Here is a 4,640-nt window from a genome sequence, read left to right on the forward strand (position 1 = left end):
GGGTACAGGTCGTCGAGCAGCGTCGCCATATGGGCGAGCTGCTGCCGCCGGTCGGCTTCGGGAAAACGGTCCCAGACGCCGAGGCCGCGTGCAAAAATCTCCAGCGTGTGGCGCGGCATGCAGACTTCCATGTCGGTTTCCGGGCGCCGGTTGTATTCGATGCGGTATTGGGTTTCGCTGGCCTGGGCCAAGCGGCTCCTGTTGGTGATGTTGGCCTCGTAGTCGACCAGCGCGCGGGTTCGCAGGAGATCGGGAATGCCGGCCGGCACGTAGCGGATCTTGGTGCCTGCGGCTTCGGCGAACCATTTGGCGAGCAGCGTGCGGTCGAARCCGYCGGKSGCTTCCTCGATCTCCAGGCTYTCGCGGATTTCGCCGGTGACGCCTTCGTCCTGGCTGAGGCCGAGCAGCCAGTCSAGCGACACYTTGAAYTCGGCGGCGATGTTGAGCAGCGTTTCGGCGCGKGGCAGGCGCGTCGAGGCGCCGGACATGAGCTGCGACAGCGCCGACCGATCGATGCCGACTGCTGACGCGAATGCCGACTGGTTGAGGTCGGAGCGTGTCAGGAGCAGCTTCAAACGTTCCCGAAAGATTGCTGACAGGTCGCGTTTGTCCACTGTTCGTTCTCCGCCATCTCTTAGGAAAAATTTGCGCCCGAGACGTCGAACCGGCTCTCTAGGCGTAAATGAATCCCTAAGGTTGTTTACAATGTGTAACATGTGCGGTCAAATATGCGCAATCGCAACATTTTGTACACTTTGTCTCGTTGAGTGGAATCACTTCTCCTGACACTATGCTGTCAGGAACCACTGGGGGTTCCGGCGACTGAGGGACAGTGGTCGATAGCATGACAGGCAAGAGCATCAAGCGACGCAACGCACCGGCCATCGAATGGCCAACCGTGGTTCTCGCTTTCTTCTGTTACGGAACATGGCTCGCCACCGGTTTCCTGCTCTGGCCATCCCATCCCATCCTCGCCCTCGCCATCCTTGGCTTCATCTTGGCACTGCAGTCGTCGATCATGCACGAAGTTCTGCATGGCCATCCGACGCGCAGCGCGCTGATCAACGAAGCTTTCGTCTTCCTGCCGATCGGCCTGGTCTGGCCGTTCCGCCGCTTCAAGACGCTGCACTTGCGCCACCATGCCGATGAGCGGCTGACCGATCCGCTCGATGACCCGGAAAGCTACTACCAGGCGATGTGGCAGCATGACGAWTTGCCGCCGMYGATGAAATTCCTGCTCAAGMTCAACAACACCATGGCCGGCCGTTTYKTSCTTGGCCCSTGGCTGTCCTGYRTCGGCTTCTTCATCGACGACGCCAAGCAGATSATGGCCGGCGACAAGGCGATCCGCAAAGCCTGGCTGCTGCATGCGATCGGTCTTGCCATTGTGGCGCCGATCGTGCAGTTCGGCTTTGGCATTCCGCTTTGGCTCTACATTCTGGCGCCGGTCTGGCTCGGCCAGTCGCTGATTGCTATCCGCACCTTCGCCGAGCATCAGTGGTCCGAGCATCCGGAAGGCCGCACGGTGATCRTCGARCGCTCGCCGCTGTCGTTCCTGTTCCTCAACAACAATCTGCAYTTCGTCCACCACAAGASSCCKRCSGTGGCCTGGTACMGRCTGCCMAARCTGTTTCGCGAYCGCCGYGASGAATGGCTGCGGATGAACAATGGCTATGCCTATCCGAACTATTTCGCGCTGATCAARGCCTACGCGTTCAAGGCCAAGGAGCCGATCGTGCATCCGGTGCTGCGGCGTGCGCCTGAGCACGGCCGGGCGTTCCAGCCGCGCATCCGGGCGCGCAATGTCAGTGGGCTCGGCACCGCGCCGGTGCCCGCCGAGCCGCCCAAGGAATAATTCGGGCAACCCTGGGTCCCGTGTCGGCCAATTCTGATTGGACGCCGCGTTTTTGCGATCCTTTCTCCAGACGTGGTGATTTGATACCGGGATGAGCGAACTGATTGCGGCGTTGCCGATGTACGACTGGCCTGAAGTGCGCGCTGAGGTCGACGCGCAATGGGTACGGTTGCGGGACGCTTTCCGGCAAAGGGGCATCGATGCGCCGCAAACCATCGTGCGCCGCAATGGCGATATGCCGCCCGTGCTTGGCGGCATATTTGATGTTCAGGGCGCCTTGATCGCACCGGATCCGGCGACATTGTCGCCGGACGAACTCGATTATCACAAGCTCTGGCTGCACCCGGCGCTGCTGTTCGCACAGACCTGCTGGGGGCCGATGGAGCTTGGCCTGTCGAGCCATGTGCAGGTTGTCGGCCAGCCGAGCTACGATGCCTACGAAGGCGGGCAAAGCGAGCTTTATTCCAGCGCACTGGTGATGCGGACAGGCGAGGGCCCGGAGGTTCGGTCACCCGCGGACGGCAAGGCGGTGCTGCCACTCGACCTGATGCGTAGCAAGCGCTTCACCTTCAACAGTCTCGATTCGATGTCGGGCAGCATTGGGCTGACGCGCGATCTGCAGGCGGCCGGGGAAAGCCTCGATATCTTTTCCTCGCGCGCCGAAAGCGGCGGCCATCGCGGCTCGATCGTCGCGGTCGCCGAGGGTAGCGCGGATGTCGCCGCGATCGACTGCGAAAGCTGGGCGCTGGCGCAGCGTTTCGAGCCGGCGGCCGGCAAGGTCGTGATCGTCGGCTGGACGGCACGGCGCAAGGGCCTGCCCTTCATCACCGCCAGGGCGACTCCGGAAAAAACAGTCAAGGCAATGCGCGAAGCCCTTGCCAGCCTAGCCGAGCAGCCTCGCATCCAGCGGGTAGGTTGACAGCTGCTCGTTGCCGGTCTCGGTGATCAGGATCTGCTCCTCGATCTTGACACCTTCGCGCCCGCCCAGCCTGCCAATATAGCTTTCCACGCACAGCACCATGCCTGGTTCCAGCACGGCGTCCGGCGTGTCCGGCGTCCAGTCGCTGGCATGTGGCAAGGTCGGGTATTCGTCGGCCAGGCCGACGCCGTGGTAAAGCACGCCATAGCGTGTCGGGAAACAGTCCCCAGGCGGCACCGCCGAGCGCTCGACAAGATCGCGGAACGAGATGCCGGCTTGCATCAATTCAGTGTTGTGCGTGATCTGGTCGGCGGCAATGCGGAACAGATCGCGCTGCTCGTTGGTCGGGTTTCCGTCGCCGCACAGCCAGGTGCGCGACAGGTCGGCGCAGAAGCCGTAGGGGCCGATCAGGTCGGTGTCGAAGGCAACGAGGTCGCCCGCTTCGATCACGCGCGACGAGCATTCCTGGAACCACGGATTGGTGCGCGGGCCCGATGCCAGCAGCCGCGTTTCGATCCACTCGCCGCCGCGCGCGATGTTGCCGCGATGCAGCTCCGCCCACAATTCGTTCTCGGAGATGCCCGGCTTCAGCGCCTGTTCCATCTCCCCCATCGCCGCCTCGCAAGCGACGATGGCGCGGCGCATGGCGAGGATTTCGTCCGGTGATTTGATCAGCCGAGCATTCTCCATCACCGCTTCGCCATTGCCGATGGAGACACCAAGCCGCGCCAGTTCCTCGACGCCTTCCGGATTGATGTGATCGACGGCGATGCGGCTGTTGCCGCCGCCATGTTCYYTSACCAGRTCGGCGATGCCGGCGGCCCAGCGKCGKACYTTCTGYTCSGTCARYTCGCCGCCATAGAGATACATCCACGASAYWGCCGGYCGCACCTCGTCGACGACGCCGGAATGGTCGGASAGATGCTCRCAGGARAAATARTCGAACAGCACCACCGGCCCTTCGGCGGCGACGAAACAATGCCGTGTGGGGTTGTGCGCCACCCACAGCTGCATGTTGGTCGAGTCGGTGGCGTAGCGGATGTTGACCGGGTCGTAGAGCAGGGCGCCGGCATAGTTGCGGCGCTTCAGCTCGGCGCGGATGCGCTCCAACCGGTATTTCCGCATCGCCGGAAGGTCGGGCGCGACAATGCCTGCCGCAGCCCATTCAGCCTCCGCCTGGGCGCCATAGCCCAGCACATGCTGGTTGAGCGAAGCCGCCTTCTGGCGTGAGGCGTCGCGCAGGGCTTCGATCGAGCCTGGCTCGAACGGCATGATCTTGCGGTGGCGACCGAAGCTACCCTTTGGTCCCGCGCTGTCCATGGTCGAACCTCAGCTCCGCATCTTCTCGCCGCTCGGGTCGAACGGCGCCTCGACATTGATGCGGGCCGGACGCCGCTGGCCGAGGATCTCGATCTCGAACAGGCCGACGCTTTCATCCTCGGCMAGYGCYGCCGGCACATAGCCTTGYGCCATCGAYTTYTGSACATAGTGSGCRTAGCCACCCGAGGTCACCCAACCGACCACGCGCCAGTCGCCATCGACGATACCGCGCACGGCGGATGCGCCTTCAGCGGCCTTGGAGCCACGGATTTCCTTGCCTGATGTGTCGAAGCGCGGCGCGCCGTAGCCATGCGGCTTTTCCACCGTGCCGTAATCCTTGCTGACCTTGGCCCAGATCGGCTCGTCGCCCATCACATCGGCATCGGCAGCGTCGACGATGAAGGAGACGCGGCGAAGTTTCGGGCCTTCCGCCTGTTCCTTGGCGGCGGCTTCGCGGCCGATGAAATCGTTCTTCTCGAGCTTGATGAAGCGGTCCATCGAACCTTCGAACGGGCCGTAGATCGGCCGTAGCTCGCGGAACCAGGT

At 63.0% G+C, this 4,640-nt stretch carries 5 protein-coding genes; 2 read left to right on the plus strand and 3 right to left on the minus strand.

Features of this window, described 5'->3' with window-relative positions; translation table 11 throughout:
- Positions 1-614 (minus strand): helix-turn-helix domain-containing protein (locus AC1DX0_RS31450; protein ID WP_477358323.1); only part of this gene is annotated, 614 nt, incomplete at its 3' end.
- 230 nt (positions 615-844) lie between these two features.
- On the opposite strand from AC1DX0_RS31450, the gene AC1DX0_RS31455 reads away from it, so the two are divergent.
- Together AC1DX0_RS31455 and AC1DX0_RS31460 are read left to right on the plus strand one after the other, a co-directional pair.
- Positions 845-1,855 (plus strand): fatty acid desaturase, encoded by a 1,011-nt coding sequence (locus AC1DX0_RS31455; protein WP_477358325.1) that lies wholly within the window; start codon positions 845-847, stop codon positions 1,853-1,855.
- A 91-nt stretch (positions 1,856-1,946) separates the two neighbouring features.
- Positions 1,947-2,774: a phosphate/phosphite/phosphonate ABC transporter substrate-binding protein gene (locus AC1DX0_RS31460; protein WP_477222169.1), complete on the plus strand. Its 828-nt coding sequence runs from the start codon at positions 1,947-1,949 to the stop codon at positions 2,772-2,774.
- On the opposite strand, the gene AC1DX0_RS31465 is transcribed toward AC1DX0_RS31460, so the two are convergent.
- On the minus strand, positions 2,739-4,094 hold the full coding sequence (locus tag AC1DX0_RS31465; protein WP_477358327.1) for a M24 family metallopeptidase: 1,356 nt from the start codon (positions 4,092-4,094) through the stop codon (positions 2,739-2,741). The genes AC1DX0_RS31460 and AC1DX0_RS31465 overlap by 36 nt on opposite strands.
- 9 nt (positions 4,095-4,103) lie before the next feature.
- A partial coding sequence (locus AC1DX0_RS31470) for a glycine cleavage T C-terminal barrel domain-containing protein (protein ID WP_477358329.1) occupies positions 4,104-4,640 on the minus strand: 537 nt, incomplete at its 5' end.

It is taken from the genome of Mesorhizobium sp. P3_A9, from assembly GCF_056402975.1.

Coding starts and splice junctions, on each gene's coding strand:
- AC1DX0_RS31460 (WP_477222169.1), top strand. CDS start 1,947: ATGAGCGAACTGATTGCGGCGTTGCCGATGTACGACTGGCCTGAAGTG.